This window comes from Labilibaculum sp. DW002 (assembly GCF_029029525.1).
Lineage (GTDB): Bacteria > Bacteroidota > Bacteroidia > Bacteroidales > Marinifilaceae > Paralabilibaculum > Paralabilibaculum antarcticum.
The window spans coordinates 2,335,761-2,360,154 of record NZ_JAKJSC010000001.1; the positions used below are offsets into that span (position 1 = coordinate 2,335,761).

Below are 24,394 nucleotides of genomic sequence, written 5' to 3' on the forward strand. Positions count from 1 at the left end.
ATTTTCCTTTATTTTCGAATCAGCATAAAGGATCCTTTCTTTGTGTATTTCTTTTTTAGCTCTTCCCTACCTGTTGCAGTAATCACATAGAAATAAGTCCCTGGTGTAGCAAGTTTGCCATTAATCTTTCCATTCCATCCTTCATCAGGATTTTTCCATTCGTACACAACACGTCCCCATCTATTTAAAAGTACAGCATGAAAAGTTTTTAACGATTGTGACTTTACCCTAAAGACATCATTTCGACCGTCGCCATTAGGTGTAAAAACATTTGGCACTTGCACCAAAGAAGTATCAACAACAATTGGTGTTCCTTCTGATTTCAAATAAAACTCTTCAATACAAGTCTCTGGTCCCTTATTCGAAGAGGCAATTAACTTCACAAAATAATTACCTGGATGCATATAAGTATATGGTGCAGGATCTTCATCAACCAATACACCATCTATCAATAAACTATCCTCTACAGATGTTAAAGCTGTTTCTAATCTATCAAAATCCTGATAAATAAACCATTCAAAATTTTCTGCATTAACAGAATTATTATCAAAAGTAATCTCTAAGGGAGCTTCTCCTAACATTGGGTCGATCGAAAATTCCGCATGTATTTTATAGGTTTCTGATGAAATTACGGGAGCAGAATATTCATTCCCGCACTCATCTGTAACGGTCATCAGATAATCATTTTCCCCCTCAAACGCATCCTCATCGAAAAAGTTCTTTACTGATCCATCGTAATTATCAAATGGTGTTCTTTGTATACTTTCCCCTTCTCTAGTTAACTCAAATACATAACTTGTTAAAAATGATTTTTCATTTGCAGTAGGAATATCCAGATACTTCAATTGAACAGGTACATAAGATGCATTAAAAAATACACCAACACAATCCATCCTATCAAAACTAAAACTAGGCAACTGAGAACTCATCGTTCTATTTAAAACCCATGCCTGCCCCTCTTCATCTGTTTCACCAGTTTTACTAATAACGACCTTATACAAACCATCTGTTAGGTTCGTTAAAGTTGATTCACTTTGATTGACCTCTACCGTAACTGGAATTGTATAATCGCCAGTTCCAACATCCCACTTTGTCCAAGTGAAGGTCCAACCCGATGTTCCATCGGCAGAATTTGCAATCAATTCTCCAACTCCGGTTCCAATATTATCGCAAAAAACAAAAATAGAATTTTCACTTATTACTGGATCAGAATAATCCGTTTGTGCAGTCAAGGAAGCTTTGGGTGCTGTTATCTGAGCAAAAATCGGATTGGCAAGAAAAGCCATCATCACGAAAAGTGAAAACTGAAATAGTTTGATTGATTGTTTCATATGAATAAATGAATAATTTTATGATCGATCTTGATTTACAATATTAAAAAAATAAAGTCGTATTTTCTACTATTAACCAGTATCTTTATTTCCCAATCACTTAACAAACATTAATCCTGATTAGATGCTTATTCATCTTTACTGAAAATAAACCTACTTAAAACCAGCAAACACAAAGCCTATTAGATACTAACAATCATAGTCTTAAGGCAAAACAAAGAATAAAAAACACTAGTAATATTATAAAAAGAGACAAATATTAAACTTCAAATATTATTTTTGGGGTTGAAAATAATTGGAAAACTGATCGTAAAGAATGGATTATTTAAACGAATTAAATCCTGTTCAGCGCGAAGCTGTAGAAAAAACAGATGGACCGTCTCTTGTAATTGCTGGTGCAGGATCAGGGAAAACACGTGTATTAACATACCGAATTGCTCACCTTTTAAATAAAGGGGTGCGTCCGTATACCATATTAGCTCTTACCTTCACCAATAAAGCTGCTCGCGAAATGAAAGAGCGTATTGGCCATATTGTTGGTTCAGAACAAGCACAATCACTTTGGATGGGAACTTTTCATTCCACTTTTGCAAAAATTCTGCGCTACGAAGCTGAACATTTAGGCTTCGATTCCAACTTTACTATTTACGACACTCAAGATTCCAAAAATCTACTTCGCAGCATTATCAAAGAGATGAAACTGGATGATAAGGTCTATAAAGCGAATGATATTTTGAATCGTATCTCATCGGCTAAAAATAACTTGGTAACCGCAACTGCTTATTCCCAAAATTCTGCTGCTCAAGAAATAGATGCTTCTAACCGCAGACCACTAACTGCAGAAATATATAAACGATATAGCCATCGTTGTCGACAAGCCAATGCTATGGATTTTGATGATCTGCTTTTACAAACCAATATTCTGTTTAAAAGTTCACCTGAAGTATTAGCCAAATACCAAGCCAAATTCAAATACATACTTGTAGATGAGTACCAAGATACCAACTACTCGCAATATTTAATTGTGAAAAAATTGGCCGAACAGCATAAAAATGTAAGTGTTGTAGGTGATGATGCTCAAAGTATTTATTCATTCCGTGGAGCAAAAATTGAAAATATTCTAAACTTCAGAAATGACTACCCTGATTACCAATTATTCAAACTAGAACAAAATTACCGATCTACAAAGATCATTGTGAATGCTGCAAACTCAGTAATCAAAAAAAATCAGGGGCAGATAAAAAAAGAGTCTTTCTCAGAAAAAGAAGGTGGCGAAAATATCAAGGTTATAAAAGCTATGACCGACCACGAAGAGGGATATATTATTGCCAACGATCTTTATGAAACAAAAATGCGTCATCGACTCAAATTCGAAGATTTTGCAATTTTATACAGAACAAATGCTCAATCGAGAATTTTCGAGGAATCATTAAGAAAACTTAACCTGCCCTATAAGATTTACGGCGGACTTTCTTTTTATCAGCGAAAAGAAATTAAAGATCTGCTTTCTTATTTTAGAATGGCTGTGAATCCTAACGACGAAGAAGCCATAAAGCGTGTTATTAACTACCCTAAAAGAGGAATTGGAGCAACTACCATTAGCAAATTACAGGAAGCGGCAGCACAAAACGAATCGAGCATTTGGGATATTGTCTGTGGACTTAACCAAAGACCTTACGGAATTAATGGAGGTACGATTTCAAAACTAATGAAATTCGCTACTTTAATTACCGATTTCCAAAAAATGCAGGAAACAGAATCTGCATTTGATCTTGCTAACCACATTGCAAAAACTACTGGTATTATTAAAGAACTCTATAACGACAGATCGCCTGAAGGTGTATCGCGTCATGAAAATATTCAGGAACTTTTAAATGCTATTCAGGATTTTACTCAAATCGCACTGGAAGAAGGCAAAGAGAACAAGCTAGCCAATTATCTTGAAGATGTTGCTTTACTTACAGATCATGACAATGAAAAAGACGAAGATCGGAATAAGATTAGCATGATGACGATTCACTCTGCAAAAGGATTGGAATTCCCTCACCTTTATCTTGTTGGTCTAGAAGAAGATTTATTCCCGTCACAAATGGCCACGAGCACTCAGCAAGAACTTGAGGAGGAAAGAAGACTTTTTTATGTTGCTTTAACAAGAGCAGAAACTAAAGTCAGCTTGTCTTTTGCTAAATCGAGATACAAATGGGGCAATATGAGTTATCCTCGTCCTAGTCGTTTTTTAAACGAAATTGACGAAAAGTATGTTGATAATCAATTTGAAAAAGAACCTGAATTTAATGGAGCAAGCAGCGATAATTTCCAAAGCAATTCGGATTCAGAAGTTGTTAGCCAATCAAGAAAATTCCAGGCAAAAAGAAGTTTAAACACAAAACCTAAACTTAATCAACCTACTGCACGTATTAAAGCAAGTAGTCAACAGCAAGACGATCCGAACTTCAAGCCATCAAACCCAGAATTAATTCAGGCAGGCATGGTAGTAGAACACCAACGGTTCGGAAAGGGAAAAGTTTTGCAAATGGAAGGTAGCAAGCCAAATATCAAAGCAACGGTATTCTTTCAAAATGTTGGTCAAAAACAATTATTATTAAAATTTGCAAAACTTAAAATTGTTGGATAAATTCCCTAACTATTTGTATTGAAAGAAGAAATCTGTTACATTTGCCATGAGTTCTAAGACTTTCTGTATTTGTTTTTTCGTAAAACAGTTCATTAAAATTCTTTTCTACTTCAATAAGTATAGCCGATAAGATCTTAGCTCCCTCAATTATTTTGGTGCTATTGCGTTAGATTCTTTAAAGTACGCCAAATTGCCCAAAAGATTAAAAATTGTAATTACCTGATAATAACAACAACGAAATAAATGGATTATAATTCAGCCAGGAAACATCTTGTTCTTCCTGAATATGGACGAAACGTTCAGAAAATGGTAGATTTTGCCTTAACTGTTGAAGACAGAGACGAAAGAAACCGTGTGGTAAAGAGCATTATTGCTATTATGGGGAATATGTATCCTCACCTTAGAGATGTAAGTGATTTTAGACACAAGCTATGGGATCACCTTGCTATCATGTCTGATTTCGCCTTAGATATCGACTCTCCTTACGAGGCTCCAACAAGAGAAAAACTTGCTGAAAAACCAGATCAATTACCATACAACAATCAACGAATTCGCTATCGCCATTATGGTCGAACAATTGAAGCTTTAATACTAAAAGCAATCGAATTGGAAGATCAGAAGGAAAAAGATGCTCTTATTTTGATGATTGCTAATCACATGAAAAAATCCTTCCTTAACTGGAACAAGGATAGTGTGCCTGATGAAAAGATTTTCAAAGATTTAGTAGAAATGTCGAAGGGAAAATTAGAAATCCCTGAAAACATGAGATTACGCGAAATTAGAGAGAAAGATTTTATTCAAAAGAAAAAGCCTGTAAGGAAAAATACCAGGTCTGATAATCGTAATGACAACAGAAACGATCATCGAAAACATAACAAACCAAGACAATAAAATATAAACCGGTTCTATACCGGTTTTTTTTATGCCAAAACCATTCCTATTTTCACTTTTCAAAACGTTTTTTATAATTATCTTTAGAACGTTATTCACACCAAAAGAATTATAAAATGAGCACATTCGAAATAACTGGTGGCACAACATTAAAAGGTGAATTGCACCCGCAAGGAGCAAAAAATGAAGCTTTACAAATTTTATGCGCCACGCTCCTGACTCCTGAAAAAGTAAGAATTCATAATATCCCCAACATACTAGATGTTAATCGTTTGATCGAACTTCTTGCTTCACTCGGTGTAAGTGTCACTCAAGAAGCAAAAAACACCTATTGTTTCGAAGCAAAAGAAATCAACCTTGAATATTTGAATTCTGATGAATTTGCAAAAAAGGGTTCTTCTCTTAGAGGTTCAATCATGATTATCGGTCCATTATTAGCTCGATTTGGGAAAGCATATATTCCAAAACCAGGTGGTGATAAAATTGGTCGCAGAAGATTAGATACTCACTTCATCGGTTTTCAAAAACTAGGTGCTGATTTCAGATATAAACAAGGTGATAAGTTTTATCGCTTGGAAGCTCCAAGATTGCAAGGCACCTATATGCTCCTTGATGAAGCATCGGTAACAGGAACTGCTAATATTATTATGGCAGCTGTACTCGCCGAAGGCACCACTACAATTTACAATGCTGCCTGTGAACCCTACATTCAACAATTGTGTAAAATGTTGAACTCAATGGGGGCTAAAATTACTGGTATTGGCTCCAATTTACTTTACGTCGAAGGTGTTAAATCTCTTTCTGGCTGCGAACATCGTATTCTTCCTGATATGATTGAAATTGGGAGTTTTATTGGCTTAGCTGCCATGACCAAATCTGAAATTACAATTAAAAATGTTGCTTATAAAGAACTAGGCGTTATTCCTGACACATTCAAAAAATTGGGTATAAAACTGGAGATTATAGGTGATGATATTTACATCCCAAAACAAGAGAATTATACCATTGAGAATTTTATGGATGGTTCAATTTTAACCATAGCTGATGCACCATGGCCAGGCCTTACGCCAGACCTTTTAAGTATCATTCTTGTGGTTGCAACACAAGCAAAAGGCAGTGTTTTAATTCATCAAAAAATGTTCGAATCAAGATTATTCTTTACCGATAAACTAATTGATATGGGAGCTCAAATCATACTTTGTGATCCTCACCGAGCAACGGTAATTGGATTGAATCAAGAAACAAAACTTAGAGCAACTAAAATGGTGTCACCAGATATTCGTGCCGGGGTTTCTCTACTAATTGCAGCACTTTCAGCAGAAGGAACAAGTACCATTCAAAACATCGATCAGATTGATAGAGGTTACGAAAATATAGACCTTCGTTTGAATGCAATTGGTGCTAAAATTAGAAGAATTGATAATTAACTATTTATTAACAGTCTAAATAAGTATATCTACCTATTTTAGTAACACGAATAAATACAAAAACTAAAATTTGAGATTATGAAGAAATTAGGAATATTAGTTCTTTTCTTCTCGTTTATATTTTCACTTTCGGTGGTAGCCGAAAATAAAATCAATACGGACGATAAGAGTGTTACAATAGGTTTTGAAATCGGAAATAAACTTCCGGACATAATTGCAAAATCAATTAAAGGAAACAACATTAAACTTAGTTCGCTTGAAGGTCAGCTTGTTTTGGTTGATTTCTGGGCATCTTGGTGTCCCCCATGCCGTGCAGAAAATCCTAGAATAGTAGATGCTTACCATAAATTTAAGGACGAGAAATTTAAAAATGGAATTGGATTTGCAATCTATAGTTTTTCACTTGATAAAAAATTGGCTAGTTGGAAGGCTGCAATTGCTAAAGATAAACTAGATTGGGATTATCATGTTAGTGAATTAAAAGGATGGCACTCACCAACCTCAACTAAATTTGGAATCAATTCAATTCCTTCTAACTTTTTAATTGATGGTGACGGGATTATTCTGGCAAAAAACCTTAGAGGTGAAAAACTAGAATTAATCTTACAATACTACGTGAAGAAATAACTCACAAAGAAAGACAACATAAGAACTGGCTAGTGCATTGCAATAGTCAGTTTTTTTATGCTTTCTATTAAGTGGTCTTTTCACTTAAAAATCCCTCTATTTCAGTAAGCTGATAATTTAATTCATTCAACCATTCGACCGCTCTTGATTCTTTTTTAAAGATCTTAGTTTTTGCAGAAATATTTCTCAAATAAAAAGAGAAAATATACGCTTGCATAATCTGAAGAAATTTAGGCTCAACAATCACTGCATTATGCCCAAAATTCAAATTATCGGAAAGTTTAACAATCGCTCTATTAATCTGTCGAGAAATGGAAGGGTGTGGCAAAATCAATTCTGTTAAATCACACAAAGCGGCAAAACGATCATGCGAATATTTCGAGATCACTTCATCTATTGTCTTTTCAAAAAAATCTGCACCTGTTTTATCTTGTATTCCTATCACTTTTAAATAAGCTACATTTTGATACAAACGAATACAAAACTCCTCATTATCAACCACTATCTCCATCCTAAATATATTTAATTAATAAATATAAGAATTTTCAATCTGTTAAACACAACTAAATTCGGCTTAATAAATACTCATTTAAACATGAATTGATCGAAATCAGAATAAAATGGAAATAATTACAGTTACAAATTCTATATTTGTGCCAATTTGTCGGAAGACAGCAAATTGGCAGGTTATTTGTAAACTATTGCCAGATTAAAACAAGAATAAAAAAATCATTGAAAAATGACAAAAGATACAAGCAAATCAAAAAAAGAAGACGTGCAAGAAAAAGAAGTTGAAACTACTGACAATCCAACAGTTGAGGAAACTGCCAAAGTAGAAGAGCCTAAAGCAGAAGAGAAAAAAGAGAAGAAGAAAACCAAAAAATCAGCAAAAGATAAGAAGGCTGATGAATTGGAAGAATTAGGACAAAAGCTTCAAGAAATGAATGACAAGTATGTACGTTTGTCAGCTGAATTTGACAACTACAGAAAAAGAACCTTGAAAGAAAAAATGGAGCTTACCAAATCGGCTAGCGAAAAGGTTTTGATCAATATTCTTCCTGTAAAAGATAATTTCGAACGTGCTTTAAAATCTATAGATGATGCTAAAGATATTGAAGCCTTAAAAGAAGGTGTACATTTAATTTACACAAACTTCAAAGATTTCATGACACAACAAGGCGTGAAAGAAATTGAAGCTACCAATCTTGATTTTGACACAGACGTTCATGAAGCTATTACCAAAATTCCAGCTCCAACTGAAGAGTTAAAAGGTAAAGTTGTTGATTGTATTGAAAAAGGGTATTTCCTTAACGAAAAAGTGATTCGCTTTTCGAAAGTAGTCGTTGGAGAATAATATTAAACAAACAAATCTGAAATAAGATGTCGAAAAGAGATTACTACGAAGTACTTGGCGTATCGAAAAGCGCTACCGGACCAGAGCTAAAAAAAGCTTATCGTAAGAAAGCAATTCAATTTCACCCTGATAAGAATCCAGACGATAAAGAAGCTGAAGAAAAGTTTAAGGAAGCGGCAGAGGCCTATGAGGTACTTAGCAATGATCAAAAACGTCAGCGTTACGACCAATATGGACATGCAGGCATGGGCGGTGCAGCTGGAGGTGGTTTCGGCGGAGGTGGCATGAATATGGATGACATCTTTTCTCACTTTGGGGACATCTTTGGTGGTGGATCCTTCTTTGGTGGTTTTGGCGGCGGCGGACGTAGTTCACAACGTGTGAATCGCGGAAGCAACCTAAGAGTTAAAGTGAAACTTACGCTTCAGGAAATTGCCAATGGTGTTGAAAAGAAGATTAAGGTTAAGAAGCATGTTGAATGTAACGACTGTAATGGTTCAGGTGCTGAAGGTGGTTCTTCTCACGATACTTGTACACAATGTAATGGTAGTGGTCAGGTAACTCGTGTTCAGAATACCATCCTGGGTCAAATGCAAACCAGTGCCGTTTGTCCATCATGTAATGGCGAAGGAAAAATCATTACCAACAAGTGTAAATCTTGTGCTGGTGAAGGTATTGTAAAAGATGAAGAAATTATCACAATCAATATCCCAGCGGGTGTTGCTGAAGGTATGCAACTATCGGTTAGCGGACGTGGTAATGCAGCTCGTCGTGGTGGTGTGAATGGTGATTTGTTAATCTTAGTTCACGAAGAGGAGCATCCTGAGCTTGTACGTGACGAGAACGACTTATTATACAACTTATTTATTAGCATTCCTGATTCAATTTTAGGTACTGCTGTTGAAATTCCTACTATCGAAAATAAAGTAAAAGTTAAGATCGATAATGGAACTCAACCAGGAAAAATTCTACGCTTACGCGGAAAAGGCTTACCTGATATTAATGGATATGGTCGTGGTGATCTATTGGTTAAAATAAATGTTTGGGTTCCAAACAAGGTTAGCAAAGACGAACAGAAACTTCTTGAAAAACTTCAGGCTTCTGAGTCGTTTAAGCCAAACCCCAGCTCACAGGAAAAAAGTTTCTTCAAGAAAGTTCGAAACTTCTTTGAGTAGACAAAATATAAGTATTCAAATCCTCAGAGTAATCTGAGGATTTTTTTTGTGCTAAATTTTACATCAGAAAAAAACTCATTTAAAACATGTTCTTTTCTCTTTACATCGATTTTATATGTTGGGCTTCTCAAATTTGAGTACTTTAGATTTTAATTGAAATTTTAGTGTCACCTAACCAAAATATACATGGCGTTTTTCGAAGCAAAAAACATAGTAAAACAGTATGCTGGCCACACTGCTCTTAAGGGTGTGAGCATTTCTGTTCCAGAAGGAAGTATATTTGGCCTTTTAGGTCCCAATGGTGCTGGTAAAACAACTCTTATTCGAATTATTAACCAAATTACAGGTCCGGATGCCGGTGAGGTTTTCTTCAATGGAGAACCACTGAAACCAGAGCACGTTCATCATATTGGTTATTTACCTGAAGAAAGAGGTTTATACAAAAAAATGAAGGTTGGAGAGCAATCTATTTACCTTGCTCAACTGAAAGGAATGAGCAAGCAGGATGCAACTGCAAAACTACAAGCCTGGTTCAAAAAATTTGATATTCTTGAATGGTGGGACAAAAAAGTAGAAGAGCTCTCAAAAGGCATGGCGCAGAAAATCCAATTTATTACAACCATTCTTCATGAACCTAAACTCTTAATTTTCGATGAGCCGTTTAGCGGTTTCGACCCGATTAATGCTAATCTATTAAAAAGTGAAATTCTTGAACTTCGCGATAAGGGATGTACAATTATCTTCTCTACTCACAATATGGGTTCTGTCGAAGAAATTTGCGATCACATAGCACTAATTCATAAATCTGAAAAAATCCTAGATGGTCCTGTTGATCAGATCAAGAAAAAATACAGAACAAATACTTATCAAGTACAATATACTGGTGAGTTTGACAAGTTGGAAAAAGTTTTAAATGCGGATTTCGAAATTTTAGATCAGCAAAAAGGTATTGAATTCAATACCCTAAAAGTAAAATTAAATAATGGAGCTACTTCCAATGATTTTTTGAAACAGCTTCTACCTTATTTGAATATCGTTTCCTTTAGTGAAATCATTCCAAGTATGAATGACATCTTCATTCGAGTAGTGAATGAAAACAAAAAAATCTAACCCGAAACACCTAAAAAAATGAACAAGATATTAATCATTATACAACGTGAGTATTTATCACGAGTTAAAAAGAAATCTTTCTTACTTCTAACCTTTCTTACCCCTATCCTAATTGCAGGTATTTATGCCTTTATGATTTGGATGATGATGAAAGATGACACTGAGAAAAGAACGATTGGTGTTATTAATGAATCAGAACTTGTCAGCCCTGTAGAATCAAAAGATTTTACCACTTTTGACTACCTGGGAAACACAAGTTTTGAAGAAGCAAAAGCACAGATGGAAGACAAAGGATATTATGCTATTCTTAAAATTCCTGAAAACATTTTAGATAGCAAAATGGCTGAACTTTTTTCGTATAAACAAGTCACCATTGAAGTAAAATCCGGAGTTGGATCTCAAATTCGTAATCATATAGAAACGATAAAGCGTTCAAAAATTATTGCAGAAGCTAATATGCCGGATCTAGAGCAAAAGCTAGCTGCAACTAAAACGCCAATTTCCGTAAAGACCATTAAGTTTGGAGATGACGGTGAGATTAAACAAAGCTCAACTGAAATTGCAATGGGACTTGGCTTTGCCATGAGTTTCATTATTTACATGTTTATTTTCATGTATGGCGTACAAGTTATGCGCGGTGTTATCGAAGAAAAGAGTAATCGAATTATCGAGGTTATTATCTCATCGGTTAAACCTTTCCAGTTGATGATGGGTAAAATTGTTGGTGTAGCTATGGTAGGCCTTACTCAATTCTTAATGTGGGTTATCTTATCAGGTGTTCTTATTGCTATTGGGATGGCCGTAGTTCTTCCTGGTGTTGACATGGATTCTTTGCAGCAAGCTAAAACATTATCGGAGCTACCTGAAGGAGCTGCCTCTCTTAACCCAGAGCAACTTAAAATGGCTCAAGACTTATTAGGGACATTCGACTTTGCTTATATCGCTGGCATTCTTGGCGCATTTGTATTCTTCTTTCTAGCCGGATATTTATTGTACTCGGCTCTATTTGCTGCTGTAGGATCGGCTGTTGATAACGAAACAGAAACACAACAATTCATGTTGCCTATATCATTACCTCTGGTACTTGCCTTATATATTGGTATGGCTGTAGCCAAAAACCCTGAAGGAAGCTTAGCCTTTTGGGGATCTATAATACCTCTAACATCTCCAATTGTCATGCTGGTTCGTATTCCATTTGGGGTTCCTTTGTGGGAATTACTATTATCAATGGGATTATTAGTTGCAAGCTTCATATTCGTTACATGGGTAGCCGCTAAAATATATCGTACAGGAATTCTAATGTATGGTAAAAAAGTATCTTATAAAGAGATTTGGAAATGGTTACGTTACCACAATTAATTAAACCATTATATGATTTGTAAATGCCTCATTTTATGGGGCATTTTTCTTTTTGAAAAATAAGGCACAAATATTGATGAATCTTGAAACGTTAAAAAATCTTATTCCTTGTAAGATCCAATCCAAAATCATGAATCGAGAGCAAAGTTTTTAGTATCTTCGATTTTAATTTGATTACATTAAAAGTTAAATAGTTTCAACTGAAAATCTAATCAATCAAACAATTAACTCAACCAAATAGTAATTCATGCGAATTTCTGTAATAGATTTAGGAACAAATACATTTAATCTGCTTGTTGCAGAATGGGATGAATCTGGAATACCAAAGATTCTGAACCGTTCGAAGTATGCAACAAAAATAGGAAAAGGCGGAATCAACGAGAATAGAATTACGGATGATGCTATAAAAAGAGCGCAAGATGCATTTGATCAAATAAGCGAAATTTCAAAGCAGTTCGAAGTTTCAAAAACATTAGCCTTTGCTACATCAGCAATAAGGTCTGCCGATAATGGCGATGAGTTCGTTCAAATGATCGAAGAAAAATACAATATCAATATTGAAGTTATTTCGGGAGAAAGAGAAGCTGACTTAATTTTTACAGGCACTAAGAAAGCTATTGAATTAAACCACGAACCGGTCGCTATTTTAGACATTGGAGGTGGCAGCAATGAAATCATTATTGCAAACAATGAAAAGGTATTCTGGAAAAACAGCTATCCTTTAGGAATGACTCGTTTACTTGAAAAATTTAAACCTACCGACCCGATCAATAAGAATATGATTAAGGATATTGAAGGATATCTTAAAGCGGAAATGGAAGATTTATTTGAAGTTCTGGAAGTAAATTCCGTAAAAACATTGATTGGTTCTTCTGGATCTTTTGATACTTTTAAACAAGTCTTATTGGCTGATCATCCAAGTTTAAATGGTTTCCCAGTAACTCATTTTGAGATTAAACTGAAAGATTTTTTCAAACTACATCAATTGTTTACAGCCTCTAGTCTTGAGGAAAGAGAGCAAATGAAAGGAATGGATCCTGTTCGTGTAGAATTAATTGTGATCGCAAGTATCTTCATTAATTACCTGATAAAAGAAGCTGGATTTAGTAAATTATTCCAATCTTCTTTTGCTCTAAAAGAAGGTGCATTATTTGAATTTATTAAACTTAACACCCCATCAGCAGATGTAAACAAAATTGCTGAATCAAAATAATAAGTATGTCAAAAATTTTAATCATCGACGACGAAAGAAGTATTCGTAATACTTTGAAAGATATTCTTTCATACGAAAACTATCAGGTAAGTCTAGCTGAGAACGGAATGGAAGCCATTAAAATGGTGGGAGCGAATGAATTTGATGTGATTCTTTGCGATATAAAGATGCCGGAGATGGATGGCCTTGAAGTTTTGGAAAAACTACAAGAAATTGCTTTCGATGTTCCCGTTATTATGATATCGGGGCACGGAAATATTGATACAGCCGTTGAAGCAATTAAAAAAGGCGCTTTTGACTTTATTGAAAAGCCTCTTGATTTGAACCGAATTTTAATCACGATTAAGAATGCACTTGATAAGGCTGTTCTTTTGACAGAGACTAAAGTTCTGAAAAGAAAGGTGAGTAAAAAGTACGACATGATAGGTGAATCGAAAGCTATTATGGAGTTGAATGATATGATTGAGAAAGTTGCTCCAACTGATGCTCGAGTTCTGATTACCGGCCCTAATGGAACGGGTAAAGAGCTTGTGGCACACCGTATTCATGAAAAAAGTAACAGAGTAAAGAAACCTTTTGTTGAGGTGAATTGTGCAGCTATTCCATCGGAGCTTATCGAAAGTGAATTATTTGGACACGAAAAAGGATCCTTTACTTCAGCTCACAAACAACGCAAGGGGAAGTTTGAATTGTCTGATGGCGGAACTTTGTTTTTGGATGAAATTGGGGATATGAGTTTATCAGCTCAAGCCAAAGTTTTGCGTGCTCTTCAGGAAAATAAGATTACTCGAGTTGGTGGCGATAAAGAAATCAAAGTGAACGTAAGAGTCATTGCGGCAACCAATAAAAATCTTTCGGATGAGATTGGATTAGGTAAATTTCGCGAAGATTTATACCACCGCTTAAGTGTAATTCTGATTAAAGTTCCGGCTTTGAATGACAGACTTGAAGATGTTCCATTGTTGGCACAACATTTTATTGATATGATTTGTTCAGAGATGGGTTTACCCTTAAAAAACATTGATGAAGATGCAGTGAAAGAATTGCAGAAGATCAACTATACAGGGAATATTAGAGAATTCAGAAATATTATCGAAAGGCTAATTATACTTGGACAGGATACGATTTCGGTTCAAGATGTAAAATCGTATACTAAAGCTTAAAGTAATCATGAGAAGCGAATCTGATTTCATAGGACAAAGGGAAATTCCGAAAGATGCTCTTTGGGGAATTCATTCTCTTCGGGCGAAAGAAAATTTCCCTGATCAAACTGCCTTTCACAAGGAGTGGTTCATGGCTATTGGAATTGTAAAACAGGCTTGTTACCAAACCTATTTAAGCTTCTTAAAAGCAATTGAAGATAAATTTCCACAAGAAGAATTCCCTTTTCAATTAATCGATTCAAAACTAATTGACGAATTAGAAAAGGCTTCTATTGAAATTAACGACGGGAAACATTTTGAGCACTTTATTTGCCCAGCCATTCAAGGTGGTGCAGGAACAAGTATCAATATGAATTTGAATGAGATCATTGCGAACCTTGCACTTCAAAATACGGGTAAAGATTGTGGTTCATATCAAGAAATTGATCCTTTTGAACATGCAAATGTTTTTCAATCGACAAATGATGTAATTCCAACCGCTTTAAAGGTTGCTGCAATTCGCCTTTTGCAGGATTTAGAAGATTCCATTAACAGTCTTCGCACGCAGGTAGAAAAAACAGAAAGTAAACACCGAAATGTGCTTCGACAAGGCTACACGCAAATGCAAGCAGCCGTTCCTTCTTCTTACGATAAATTATTTAGCACCTACAACAATGCTCTTTCGAGAGATTGGTGGAGAGTTTCTAAATGCTTTGAGAGAATTAAGGAAGTAAATTTAGGTGGTGGAGCAATAGGAACTGGACTTTCGATTCCTCGTTTTTTCATTGTGGAAGTTGTTCCTAAGCTTCAAAAATTAACTGGTTTACCCATCACTCGATCCGAAAATTTATCGGATACGACCGCTAATCTTGACTCTTTTGTAGAAGTTCATGCGACATTGAAAGCACATGCTGTTAATTTAGAAAAGATGGCAGCCGACCTTCGTTTACTTGGCTCAGATTTATTTCAAAATCGAGAAGTACACTTACCACAGAAACAAGTTGGAAGTTCGATTATGCCAGGGAAAATTAATCCCGTCATTCCTGAATTTGTGATAAGTGCAGCTCACAAAATATACGCTAATGATTTGATGATTAGCAATCTGTCTGGACAGGGCTGTTTAGAGCTAAATGCTTACTTACCAAGCATCGGTCATGCATTGCTCGATAGTATCAAACTATTAATTGCTGCAAACAATTCTTTAGCAGACAACTTATTTAAAGATTTGGTCATAAAAATTAATCCAATTGAAGAAACGATCCTGAAAAATCCATCGGTAGCAACAGCTTTATCGCCATATATTGGATATCATCAGGCAGCCAAATTGGCCAAAGAGATGAAGACTAAAGAGATTTCGATTCTTCAGGCCAACGATAATCTTCAACTGATTGAAATTGATACACTAAAAAAACTGATACAGCCTGAAGAACTTCTAAAATTAGGCTTCAGGATTGGAGAAACTTTACAGTGATAACTGTTAACTGATTATTAAGAAATGGGAAGAGAAAGACGTCCTCATATTGGAATTTTTGGAAGAAGAAATAATGGAAAAAGTACCTTAATCAATTTTCTTGCAGGACAAGATATTGCGATTGTTTCTGACGTGGCTGGAACCACAACCGATCCTGTTAAAAAATCCTTTGAAATAACTGGTTTTGGTCCTGTCATTCTAATCGATACGGCTGGTATTGATGATACAGGAGATCTAGGTAAAAAACGAATTCTGAAGACCAATCAAGCCATTAAAACCATTGATTTAGCAATTTTGGTAATCACTCAGAATACATTTGGTGATTTTGAATTGGGTCTTATTGAAAAATTCCGAAAACAAGATGTTCCATTTATAGCTGTTCACAATAAACAAGATATTGAATTATTGCACCAAAATACTTCTGATTTATTACAAAAAAATGGTGCTAAAGAAATTCTTCATTTCTCAAACAACGAAGGCAATATTGAGCCCATCGTTAACAGCATAAAAACAACGATTCCAGAATCGGCTTACACAACTCCTTCTCTACTTGGCGATTTAATTTCATATGGTGATATCGTTTTATTGATTACGCCAATAGACATTGAAGCTCCTGAAGGCAGACTTATTCTTCCGCAAGTTCAAGCAATTCGAGACATTCTTGATAATGATGCAGTTTGCATAGTCTTAAAAGAAAAGGAAGTTGATGCTTTTTTACGTAAAACTGGAATTAAACCTAAGCTTGTTGTCACCGACAGCCAAGTATTTTTAAAGGCTGGAGCATCGATTCCTTCCGATATTGCATTAACCAGTTTTAGCATTATGCTGGCCCATTTCAAAGGCAATTTTAGTGCCTATTTAAATGGAACTCCCAAAATATCAGAATTAAAAGATGGTGACAAAGTATTGTTACTCGAAAGTTGCACGCACCATAGCTCTTGTGATGATATTGGACGTGTAAAAATTCCTCGATGGATCTCAAATTTCACAGGAAAGCAATTAGAATATGTAGTTGTTGCCGGATTAGACGAAGTTCCTGGTGACATAAGCGACTATGCTCTTTTAATTCAATGTGGTGGGTGTATGATTACCCCTAAACAACTAGGTAATCGACTTCAGCCAGCTATTGATGCTGGAATTCCAGTTACCAACTACGGTATGGCAATTGCCTACGTTCAAGGAATCTACAATCGAGCGGTAGCTCCTTTCGCTAAAATTGAAGACTCAACATCAGACTATTTGTAAACAGATAACAAAACTAAATCTTGATGAAAAAATATTTAACTCTACTCCTACTCGTGTCCGTATTATCCACTGTAAATGCGCAAGAAAAGGAATTCTCTTTAAAAGGAATGATTGGTGGACTGCAAAACGAAAAACTATTTCTTTATCAGGAAACTGGAGAAGAAGTAATTCTTCTTGATTCGACAATGACAAGCAATGGAGAATTTAGCTTTACTGGAAAAGCAGATCACGCTTTTGTTGCTCAACTACGTTTCGCTAAATACAAAAGAGCAAAACTATTCCTATCCCCATCACAAATGAACCTGCTGGTACATAAAGATAAATTCGAGCGTAAAATTCTCATTGGAAAGCTTACAGGCTCGGAAGCACAAGACCGATACGAAGACTATCTGGAAAAACAAGAAATCAATACTCAGAAAAAACTAAAGATCGTTGATGCTTTAGAGTTACCTGAAGTATTAGCGGACACGATTAAAAAGAAAACGCTTCTTGATGATTACAAAAAACTAAATAAATTCAAACAAAAATATTTCTACCAATACGCTTCTTCTCCCGTTGTGCCTTATTTAATTTATCAGGATTATTTTGGTGCTAAGACAAGTCTCGAAGATCTAAAAAAGTATTTGGAGATTCTTAACAAGGCAAACCCAAATGGAATTTACGTTAAGAATTTGAATAAGAGAGTTGCTGTTTTGGATGGGATTTCGGAAAGAGGAGAAGTCCCAAACATAAATGGGACAACACTTACAGGAGAAAGCTTTAGTTTAAAAAAGAGCAAGCAAAACTTACACCTTTTTTACATCTGGCGTGCTTGGACTCCGGACAAAAATGACAGACATTACAAAGCCCTTGAAGAGATTCAGTCAAAACTAGAAAATAAGCGTATTGATTTGGTCAGTATAATAAGAAATTCATCGTACAATATGGTTCGCATACCAGGAACTAACAAAGGAGAATTATGGCATCCAACACTTAATGACAATCAAAAATACATTCAAATCGAAAGCATCGATAAAAGTGTGGACTTCGTAAAATACCTAGATCGAAATATCAATATTTTACTGGTTGATAGAAATGGTAAGATTCTATATCATCAGAAGATTTTTGATACTAATTTGCTACTATCTGAAATAACAAAACAGCTTTCGAAGCATTAAAAGTTAATTATTAGTTCTGATTAACTATATTTATCACTTTGATAAAAGAAACAAACGCTAACCATTTATGGCAGATAATTTACTAAAGTCCAAAGCAAATTTTGGAACTTTGCCTGTTTTCATGACAGCAATTTCTACCATTCTTGGTGCAATCTTGTTTCTTCGTTTTGGATGGGCTGTCGGTAATGTTGGTTTTATCGGTGTCATTGGAATTATAATTCTGGGGCATATGATTACCATTCCAACGGCTATGGCAGTTGCTGAAATTGCGACCAACCAAAAGGTCCTCGGTGGAGGAGCATACTATATCATTTCTCGATCGTTCGGTTTGAATATTGGAGCAGCAATTGGTATTACGCTTTATTTATCTCAAGCCATATCGGTTGCTTTTTATATTATTGCATTTGGCGAAGCATTCGATCCCGTTATTCAATGGGTAGCCAATGATTTTGGTTGGCTGATCTATGATAAAAGATTAATTAGCATACCAACAATGGCACTTTTATCAGGATTATTCCTTTACAAAGGAGCCAATATTGGTATGAAAGCTTTGTATTTTGTTGTTGCCATATTAGGAATTGCTTTGGCCATGTTTTTCTTAGGATCTCCTGAGTCTGCTCCTCAAGATATTATTTTAGATGCAACTATTGAGAATCCGAAGAGCTTCTTCTATGTATTTACGATTATATTCCCTGCATTTACAGGGCTTGCAGCCGGCTTAGGTTTATCTGGAGAGCTGAAGAATCCTAAACGATCTATTCCGAGAGGGACTATCTGGGCAACCGTTGGTGGTTTAGTTGTCTATCTTTTTGCTGCCTATAAATTTACAGTTTCAGCTAGCCCTGAAGATTTAGATAGCAATCAGCTTATCATGAGTAATATTGCCATATGGGGGCCAATTATTCCAATAGGATTGGCTGCCGCTTCATTATCATCGGCATTGGGTTCAATTATGGTTGCACCACGCACCTTGCAGGCCATTGGTATGGATGATATCTTTCCACAGAAAGGCCTAAATAAATGGTTGAAAAAAGAGAATCAAAAAACAACTGAACCTCTGAATGCTTCAGTTATTTCTATAATTATTGCCTTCGTGTTTATATTTATTGGCGATGTTGATTTTGTAGCCCAGATCATTTCGATGTTCTTTATGGTAACATATGGTGCCATTTGTATGATTTCATTCCTTGAGCATTTTGCGGCTGATCCATCGTATCGACCTACTTTCCGTTCACGTTGGTATTTGTCATTAATGGGTGCGATTCTTTCATTCTGGATTATGTTCCAAATGAATATGACTTACGCTATTATTTCGTTACTGATTATGGGTGTGATATATTATGGGATAAATGTGAGTAATAAAGAACATCGGGGTCTTGCAAAACTTTTCCGAGGTGTTGTATTTCAATTGAGTCGATATCTACAAATTTTTGCACAGCGTGCCGAGAAAGTTGATAGAGAAGTGAGTTGGAGGCCTTTTGCAATTTGTATTTCTCAAGATACATTCAAACGTCGTTCTGCTTTTGATTTATTACGTTGGATTTCATATAAATATGGTTTCGGAACATACATTCATTACTTGGAAGGATTTCTAAACGAGGAAACAAATCTCGAATCCAAGAGAGTAATGGGTCGATTAATTAATTTAGCATCTGGCAGTAAAAATAGAGTTTATTTGGACACTATTATTAGTCCGTCAATGACTTCGGCAATTGCCCAAGTCATGCAGCTTTCAAGCATATCAGGACATGGTTATAATTCAATTCTTTTTGAATATTCTCGTACCGAGCCAGATCAGTTAAACTACGTGATTGACAACTATAATTTGATTGAATCAACTCAATTTGATGTTTGTGTTCTAAATACCTCGTTTAAAGGTTTTGGGTATCATCGCGAAATCCATGTTTGGATTGGAGCTGAAGACTTGGAAAATGCCAACCTAATGATCTTACTAGCCTATATTATTCAAGGCCATCCAGATTGGAAGAAAGGTACCATTAAGATCTTTGCCATCTATCCCGAGGATGAACTTGATAATCAGAAAGAGAAACTATTAGCGCTAATTAAATCTGGTAGACTGCCAATTTCACCAAGTAATATTGAATTAATCAATGCCAATTATGCAAATAAAAAGCAAGTAATCAGGCAAAATTCAATTGATGCTGATTTAAGTATTCTTGGGTTTAATCATGAAGATGTTGAGAAAGAAGGTGCTGATTTATTCACTGGATTTGAAGACATGGGAAATATTCTTTTTGTAAGTTCGTACAAGGAAATTAATATTAAGTAATGGATGATTTTATTAATGTTACCGATGATTTGGGAAGAGAAGTGAAAATTCCTTTTCCTCCTAAAAGGATTATTTCGGCCGTACCTTCTACTACTGAATTTTTATTTGATTTAGGTTTACATGAAAAGATCATCTCAAGAACTCGTTTTTGCAGATATCCTAAGGATGGAATTTCAAAACTTCCTAATATCGGCGGCACCAAAAACTTGCACATTGATAAAATAAGATTATTAAATCCTGATTTAATTTTAGCCAACGAGGAAGAAAATAATAAGGAACAAATTGAATCTTTATTCGACGAATACCCCGTTTATGTTTGTAAAGTTCGAAATTACGACGAAGCACTAAAAAATATCCTGAATACAGGAAAAATAACTGGTTCTGAACCAAAAGCATTTGAAATTGCCAATACAATTCATGCTGAATTTAGCCAGCTACCTGTTGTCACAAATAATTTAAAAGTGCTTTACCTAATTTGGAAAGATCCATATATGGCGGTTGGTAATGATACTTTTATCAACTCTCTGCTAGAAAAATGTGGTTTTTCAAACGCAGTTAGTCATCTTTCAAACAGGTATCCAAAACTAACAAGCGAAGACATCTTCGAAATAAATCCTGATTTGGTATTTTTATCTTCGGAACCTTTTCCTTTTGAGAATAAACATTGTGATGAGATTCAGAAAATCGCACCAAACTCGAAAATAGAATTGGTTGATGGAGAAATGTTTTCCTGGTACGAATCACATTTACTAAAAGCTGGGAAATATTTTAAAGATTTAATCTTAAAATTTAACCCTTAAAGATTATCAATCAAAAAATATCATTACAATTATTCTTACTACTTTTGTTAAGTATTTAAAAACTTTTGAATGGAACGCATTGCTATTTTTCCGGGTTCTTTCGACCCGTTTACTATAGGCCACGAATCGATTGTTACTCGTGCATTACCTTTGTTTGATAAAATTATTATTTCAATTGGTTACAATTCTGAGAAACGTCAATTTTTCCCAATTGAAAAAAGAATTCAATGGATCAAAGAGGCTTTTCACAACAACCCAAAAATTGAAGTAGAAACCTTTAGTGGACTAACAGTAGATTACTGTCAGAGAAAAAATGCAAAGTTTATTCTTCGCGGACTTAGAACTGCAGCCGATTTCGAATACGAGAGAGCAATTGCGCAGATTAATAAAAAGATGGCGTACGAATTGGAATCAATTTTCCTATTAACAACACCAGAACATACCATGATTACCTCAACCATTGTTCGTGATATCATTCGCCATGATGGAGATGTTTTGCAATTTTTACCAAAAGTACAAGATCCAGACGCCTATAAATTAAACAAATAAAATCATGTCTAGAATTACCAAGATTCTTTTAATTATAGCGCTATTAGTTTGTGCCTGGATGCTTCTTGCTCCAAATTATCTGCGAACTAGCCTTATATACTGGTATGCTAATTTAGATGATTATACAATCTTTGAAAATACTAGAGTAAACATTGCTGATAGTAAAGATTGGCCAGATGATTTGCAATACAATAAATATGAACTAAGCAAAGAGGATCGCGAATATTTGGAAGATCACGAAACCGTAGCTTATCTGGTAATTCAGGATGGTAAAGTATTATACGAAGAATATTGGGATGGCTATGGAACGGAATCTCATTCAAATATTTTCTCGGCAACAAAAAGTATTGTTAGTTTATTAATCGGCATTGCCATTGATGAAGGTAAAATCTCTTCGATTGATGAACCTATAGGCAATTATTTGATTGAATTCAGGGATGATGAAAGAGGAAAAATAACGATTAAAGAATTGCTTACTATGAGCTCTGGGTTGGATTGGGATGAAGCCTACAGCAGTCCTACTTCAATTACTACAAAAGCATACTATGGCAAAAAATTGAGAGAGGTTTCAACCGATCAAAATTTAATTGAGAAACCAGGTGTTAGGTTCAGATATCAGAGTGGAAATACACAACTCCTTGCTTTTATAGTAGAAGAAGCAACCAAAGAAACCATTTCTAAATATGCTGAACGAAAACTTTGGAAACCAATGGAAGCAATGAATTCAGCTTTGTGGAGTGTCGATAAAAAAGGTGGCGATGAAAAATCTTTCTGCTGTTTTAATACCAATGCAAGAGACGCAGCTCGTTTCGGTCAGCTAGTATTGAACCATGGTAAGTGGAATGATAAGCAATTAGTATCTGAGAACTACATTCAAGATGCCACCAAAGCTGCTAGCTACCTTCTTAATGAAGAAAAGACAGCTCCACTAAAATGTTATGGGTATCAATTTTGGGTTCTTCCCTACCAAAGCATGAACATACCTTATATGCGTGGACATAGAGGTCAATATATCTACAGTATTGCAGAAAAGAATGCCGTGGTAGTTCGTTTAGGAAAACAAAAAGATAAGATCAAAGAAGGTCAGATCACATTGGACATTCCAAAATATGTTGATATCGCTTTAAAAATTCTGAAGTAAAACTAAATTAAGCTTTCGCTAAGATGAGAACATTCTTATTTCTGTTAATATCTCTATTTTTTATCAATTCTGCTTTCGCAGATCAGGTTCGCATTTATGGTAAAAATAAAACCTATGCAAATTCGAAAATTGAGATTAAATATCATTCAGATGTTTTCACCTATTCCGAAAAAATACTCTCTAAATTTACAGTCGGTGAGGATGGGGAATTCTCAGTTGATATAGATGTTACCGAAACAAGTTTGGTGTTTTTCCCTATAGGGATTTACAAAGCATTCTTATATGTAGAGCCAGGTAAAGAATATGAAATTAAATTACCTCCTAAAAAAGATCTAACACCGGTACAAAAATTAAATCCTTATTTTGAAAAGGAAGAATTCCTAATTGGAGTTGCGAATGCCGAACCTACTGATTTGAACATATTAATTCGCAAACTAGATGACAAGATCGATCCATTTATTAATCAGAACTTTCATAAAATATATCGCAGAAAAGATAAATCTGTTGGGATTCTTTTTTCAGACCAACTAAAAGAAGAAAATAAAGGAATTGAGAACGACTATTTTCAAGATTACCTAACCTATCGCCTTGGCTTTTTAGAGTACTTAGCCTATCCTGCATCTTTTCAAAAAATAGAAAAAAAATATTTCGAGAATCAAGAAATTAAATTGAATAATTCGGCTTATACAAGTCTTTACAAAAAGCAATATGGTAATTTTTTAACTGGTTATTTTAGTCAAAAAGAATCTTCGGAATTAACCAATGCCTTAAAATCAGAAACTACTTATCGTGATATTTATGAGTTAATGCGAATATATCCTGCATATAAAAATGTAAATTTTCGAGAATTAATTATCGCAACTTCGGTTTTTGATGCTTTTACACGAAAGTTTTACAGTCGTAAAAAAAGTCTAGAAATATTGAATGATTTAATAAATCATAGCTCCAATAATTACAATATAGATTTGTGTAAAAATTACATTTCTAAAATTACTCATCTGCAAAAGAATTATCCAGCGCCTGATTTTTCCATCGGTGATTATCAACTAGCAAATTACAAAGGCAAACATCTTTACCTTAATTTCTGCAATACAGAAAGCTATCCATGCCTGCAGGATTTTAAAGAGATGAAAAAACTGAAAGATCAGTTTGGTGAGTATGTTGACTTTTTAAGCATTGCCTGCGATTGGGACGTTACTAAATTCCTACAGTTTACCCATAAAAAGAAACTCGATTGGCCAATTATTCATATTGGTGATCAACAAGAACTAATTGAACAGTATGGAGTAAAAGCATTTCCAACCTATATTTTAATTGACTCAAAGGGTAATATCGTAAAAGCTCCTGCACAAGGTCCAAAAGAAAACATTCAGTTGGAGTTTATCAAGATTGCTCGTGATGCGGCAAGAGAGGCGTATCGCAAGTAAAAAAAAAGGCCACCACACAATCATGCAGTGACCTACCCAATAAATAACTA

At 35.0% G+C, this 24,394-nt stretch carries 20 protein-coding genes; 18 read left to right on the forward strand and 2 right to left on the reverse strand.

Features of this window, described 5'->3' with window-relative positions; translation table 11 throughout:
• Window positions 1-8: 8 nt before the first annotated feature.
• On the reverse strand, window positions 9-1,331 hold the full coding sequence (locus L3049_RS09135; protein ID WP_275109495.1) for a T9SS type B sorting domain-containing protein: 1,323 nt from the start codon (window positions 1,329-1,331) through the stop codon (window positions 9-11).
• A gap of 316 nt (window positions 1,332-1,647) precedes the next feature.
• Here L3049_RS09135 and L3049_RS09140 point away from each other — a divergent pair, with 316 nt between their 5' ends.
• The 4 genes from L3049_RS09140 to L3049_RS09155 all read left to right on the forward strand — a co-directional run bounded on the left by L3049_RS09140 (window position 1,648) and on the right by L3049_RS09155 (window position 6,911).
• Complete coding sequence (locus tag L3049_RS09140; protein WP_275109496.1) at window positions 1,648-3,966, forward strand: ATP-dependent helicase; 2,319 nt, start codon at window positions 1,648-1,650, stop codon at window positions 3,964-3,966.
• A gap of 243 nt (window positions 3,967-4,209) precedes the next feature.
• Complete coding sequence (locus L3049_RS09145; protein ID WP_275109497.1) at window positions 4,210-4,857, forward strand: DUF4290 domain-containing protein; 648 nt, start codon at window positions 4,210-4,212, stop codon at window positions 4,855-4,857.
• A 116-nt stretch (window positions 4,858-4,973) separates the two neighbouring features.
• A complete protein-coding gene (murA, locus tag L3049_RS09150) occupies window positions 4,974-6,284 on the forward strand; it encodes a UDP-N-acetylglucosamine 1-carboxyvinyltransferase (RefSeq protein WP_275109498.1) in 1,311 nt (436 codons plus the stop codon).
• Between the two features lie 78 nt (window positions 6,285-6,362).
• Window positions 6,363-6,911 carry a peroxiredoxin family protein gene (locus tag L3049_RS09155; RefSeq protein ID WP_275109499.1) on the forward strand — a complete coding sequence of 183 codons (549 nt, stop codon included), beginning with the start codon at window positions 6,363-6,365 and terminating at the stop codon, window positions 6,909-6,911.
• 67 nt (window positions 6,912-6,978) lie between these two features.
• On the opposite strand, the gene L3049_RS09160 is transcribed toward L3049_RS09155, so the two are convergent.
• Entirely contained in the window at window positions 6,979-7,422 is a 444-nt protein-coding gene (locus tag L3049_RS09160) for a hypothetical protein (protein WP_275109500.1), read from the reverse strand.
• Window positions 7,423-7,650: 228 nt separating this feature from the next.
• Between L3049_RS09160 and L3049_RS09165 the strand changes: the two genes are divergently transcribed.
• The 14 genes from L3049_RS09165 to L3049_RS09230 all read left to right on the forward strand — a co-directional run bounded on the left by L3049_RS09165 (window position 7,651) and on the right by L3049_RS09230 (window position 24,344).
• Window positions 7,651-8,265: a nucleotide exchange factor GrpE gene (locus L3049_RS09165; RefSeq protein WP_275109501.1), complete on the forward strand. Its 615-nt coding sequence runs from the start codon at window positions 7,651-7,653 to the stop codon at window positions 8,263-8,265.
• A 26-nt stretch (window positions 8,266-8,291) separates the two neighbouring features.
• The gene (gene dnaJ, locus L3049_RS09170) at window positions 8,292-9,440 is read left to right on the forward strand and encodes a molecular chaperone DnaJ (protein WP_275109502.1); all 1,149 of its coding nucleotides are present in this window, start codon (window positions 8,292-8,294) and stop codon (window positions 9,438-9,440) included.
• Window positions 9,441-9,626: 186 nt separating this feature from the next.
• Complete coding sequence (locus tag L3049_RS09175) at window positions 9,627-10,550, forward strand: ABC transporter ATP-binding protein (RefSeq protein ID WP_275109503.1); 924 nt, start codon at window positions 9,627-9,629, stop codon at window positions 10,548-10,550.
• A gap of 18 nt (window positions 10,551-10,568) precedes the next feature.
• Window positions 10,569-11,909, forward strand: coding sequence for an ABC transporter permease (locus L3049_RS09180; RefSeq protein WP_275109504.1), 1,341 nt, complete (start codon window positions 10,569-10,571; stop codon window positions 11,907-11,909).
• Window positions 11,910-12,156: 247 nt separating this feature from the next.
• A complete protein-coding gene (locus L3049_RS09185) occupies window positions 12,157-13,122 on the forward strand; it encodes a Ppx/GppA phosphatase family protein (protein WP_275109505.1) in 966 nt (321 codons plus the stop codon).
• 5 nt (window positions 13,123-13,127) lie between these two features.
• Window positions 13,128-14,285: a sigma-54-dependent transcriptional regulator gene (locus L3049_RS09190; RefSeq protein ID WP_275109506.1), complete on the forward strand. Its 1,158-nt coding sequence runs from the start codon at window positions 13,128-13,130 to the stop codon at window positions 14,283-14,285.
• A gap of 7 nt (window positions 14,286-14,292) precedes the next feature.
• Window positions 14,293-15,735, forward strand: a complete 1,443-nt coding sequence (locus L3049_RS09195) for a lyase family protein (protein ID WP_275109507.1) — start codon at window positions 14,293-14,295, stop codon at window positions 15,733-15,735.
• A gap of 24 nt (window positions 15,736-15,759) precedes the next feature.
• Complete coding sequence (gene hydF, locus L3049_RS09200) at window positions 15,760-16,980, forward strand: [FeFe] hydrogenase H-cluster maturation GTPase HydF (RefSeq protein ID WP_275109508.1); 1,221 nt, start codon at window positions 15,760-15,762, stop codon at window positions 16,978-16,980.
• Between the two features lie 23 nt (window positions 16,981-17,003).
• Entirely contained in the window at window positions 17,004-18,137 is a 1,134-nt protein-coding gene (locus L3049_RS09205; RefSeq protein ID WP_275109509.1) for a DUF4369 domain-containing protein, read from the forward strand.
• 67 nt (window positions 18,138-18,204) lie between these two features.
• Complete coding sequence (locus tag L3049_RS09210) at window positions 18,205-20,427, forward strand: amino acid permease (RefSeq protein ID WP_275109510.1); 2,223 nt, start codon at window positions 18,205-18,207, stop codon at window positions 20,425-20,427.
• Window positions 20,427-21,227 (forward strand): helical backbone metal receptor, encoded by an 801-nt coding sequence (locus L3049_RS09215; protein WP_275109511.1) that lies wholly within the window; start codon window positions 20,427-20,429, stop codon window positions 21,225-21,227. The genes L3049_RS09210 and L3049_RS09215 overlap by 1 nt, the downstream gene beginning before the upstream one ends.
• A gap of 69 nt (window positions 21,228-21,296) precedes the next feature.
• Window positions 21,297-21,776: a pantetheine-phosphate adenylyltransferase gene (gene coaD / locus L3049_RS09220; protein ID WP_275109512.1), complete on the forward strand. Its 480-nt coding sequence runs from the start codon at window positions 21,297-21,299 to the stop codon at window positions 21,774-21,776.
• Between the two features lie 4 nt (window positions 21,777-21,780).
• Entirely contained in the window at window positions 21,781-22,917 is a 1,137-nt protein-coding gene (locus L3049_RS09225; RefSeq protein ID WP_275109513.1) for a serine hydrolase domain-containing protein, read from the forward strand.
• Between the two features lie 23 nt (window positions 22,918-22,940).
• Window positions 22,941-24,344, forward strand: coding sequence for a TlpA family protein disulfide reductase (locus L3049_RS09230; RefSeq protein ID WP_275109514.1), 1,404 nt, complete (start codon window positions 22,941-22,943; stop codon window positions 24,342-24,344).
• The last annotated feature ends 50 nt before the right edge of the window (window positions 24,345-24,394 follow it).